The organism is Paucisalibacillus algeriensis (assembly GCF_000577245.1).
Taxonomy (GTDB): domain Bacteria; phylum Bacillota; class Bacilli; order Bacillales; family Amphibacillaceae; genus Ornithinibacillus.
Genome location: NZ_CBYO010000023.1, coordinates 1 through 1223 on the forward strand (window position 1 = coordinate 1; position 1223 = coordinate 1223).

Genomic DNA, 1223 nt, shown 5'->3' on the forward strand with positions numbered 1-1223 from the left:
GTTCCTTTGAATCGACCAGATTCATAGACTCTGGGATCCATGCCTGCGAATGCAACTAGTTTTTTAGGATTATCAAATAAATCTATTTCCCCAATTTCCGAAATTATCGTTGCAGCGATTTTTTCACCGATACCAGGGATAGATTGTATAATCTTACATTCTTCAATTTCTTGTGCCAAAGCATCTATTTTATCTTCAAGTTTTGATAGGTGCTTTTGGTACTCAATCAGCATTTTGATATACAATTCGATACTAATTATATGACTCTCATAGAGTGTTTCTTGAAACGGATCACGAAGTGCTGCTTCTATTAGCTTATCAGCCTTTGAAGCTGCCCATGCCAATGAACGTCTAGGACAGAATTCATGAATACGCTCAGCAAGTATGTCTTTATCTGTCTTCAATACATCATTAGATGTTCCATAGTTTAATAGGGTAAGTAAAGATACAGTAGAATATAAGTCCCCAAAAACCCCACGATACTCAGGAAATACCTGATCCAACACCGAATGAAATTGTAATTTTGTTTGTACATATAAATTTGTAATATTTTCATGTTGTCTAGTAAGATTACGTAAATTTAGTAATTGTATTCCACGTTTCTTTTGTGGCTCAAGCTCTTCCTTATAGTACAGCTCACAGAGATGTCTTGCGTCTATTACGTCTGTTTTTACCTTTCGTAAACTAGAACTCTTTGCCTTGTAAGGGATAAGTGGATTGACAATTATGGTTAAGTATCCTTTTTTATCTAAATATTGAACAACTGGTGCTTGATAATGTCCAGTTGATTCAAGTACGACAGGAGGTCGTACCCCAGTATTATTTTCAATCTCGATTAAAAAGTGAAGCAATTTCTCCAGACCATCCAAGGTATGCGGTACTTTAAAACTAGTTTTATAAGGCTTCTTCTTATCTAGGAAACCTTGAATCTGACTTTCTCCTTTAGCTACATCCAGACCTACAACTGGATTCATTGATTATCTCCTCCTAAGAAGTATTTGCCGGTACCCCTAATCCTTCTTGTAGTATCACAGCTTCGCTTGTTATACGGGATCATTGTCCCAACCAGCCTCAATCATGTTTCTACAAGTAGGGGGCGAACAGTTTAGCTGACGGGATCTATCTCCCACGGGCAGGGACGTTCTACCCCGGCTACAATTGTAATGATAAGACCATATGAAATAAGGTCAACCAGTAATTTCTGGTTAACCTTATAATACGAA

Annotated in this window: 1 protein-coding gene; it reads right to left on the reverse strand. The window is 37.3% G+C overall.

The window, feature by feature from the left end; translation table 11 throughout:
- Nucleotides 1–974, reverse strand: a 974-nt coding sequence (locus tag TY11_RS19695; protein ID WP_042150571.1) for an IS110 family RNA-guided transposase, incomplete at its 3' end; no start/stop codon positions are given.
- Nucleotides 975–1223 lie beyond the last annotated feature (249 nt).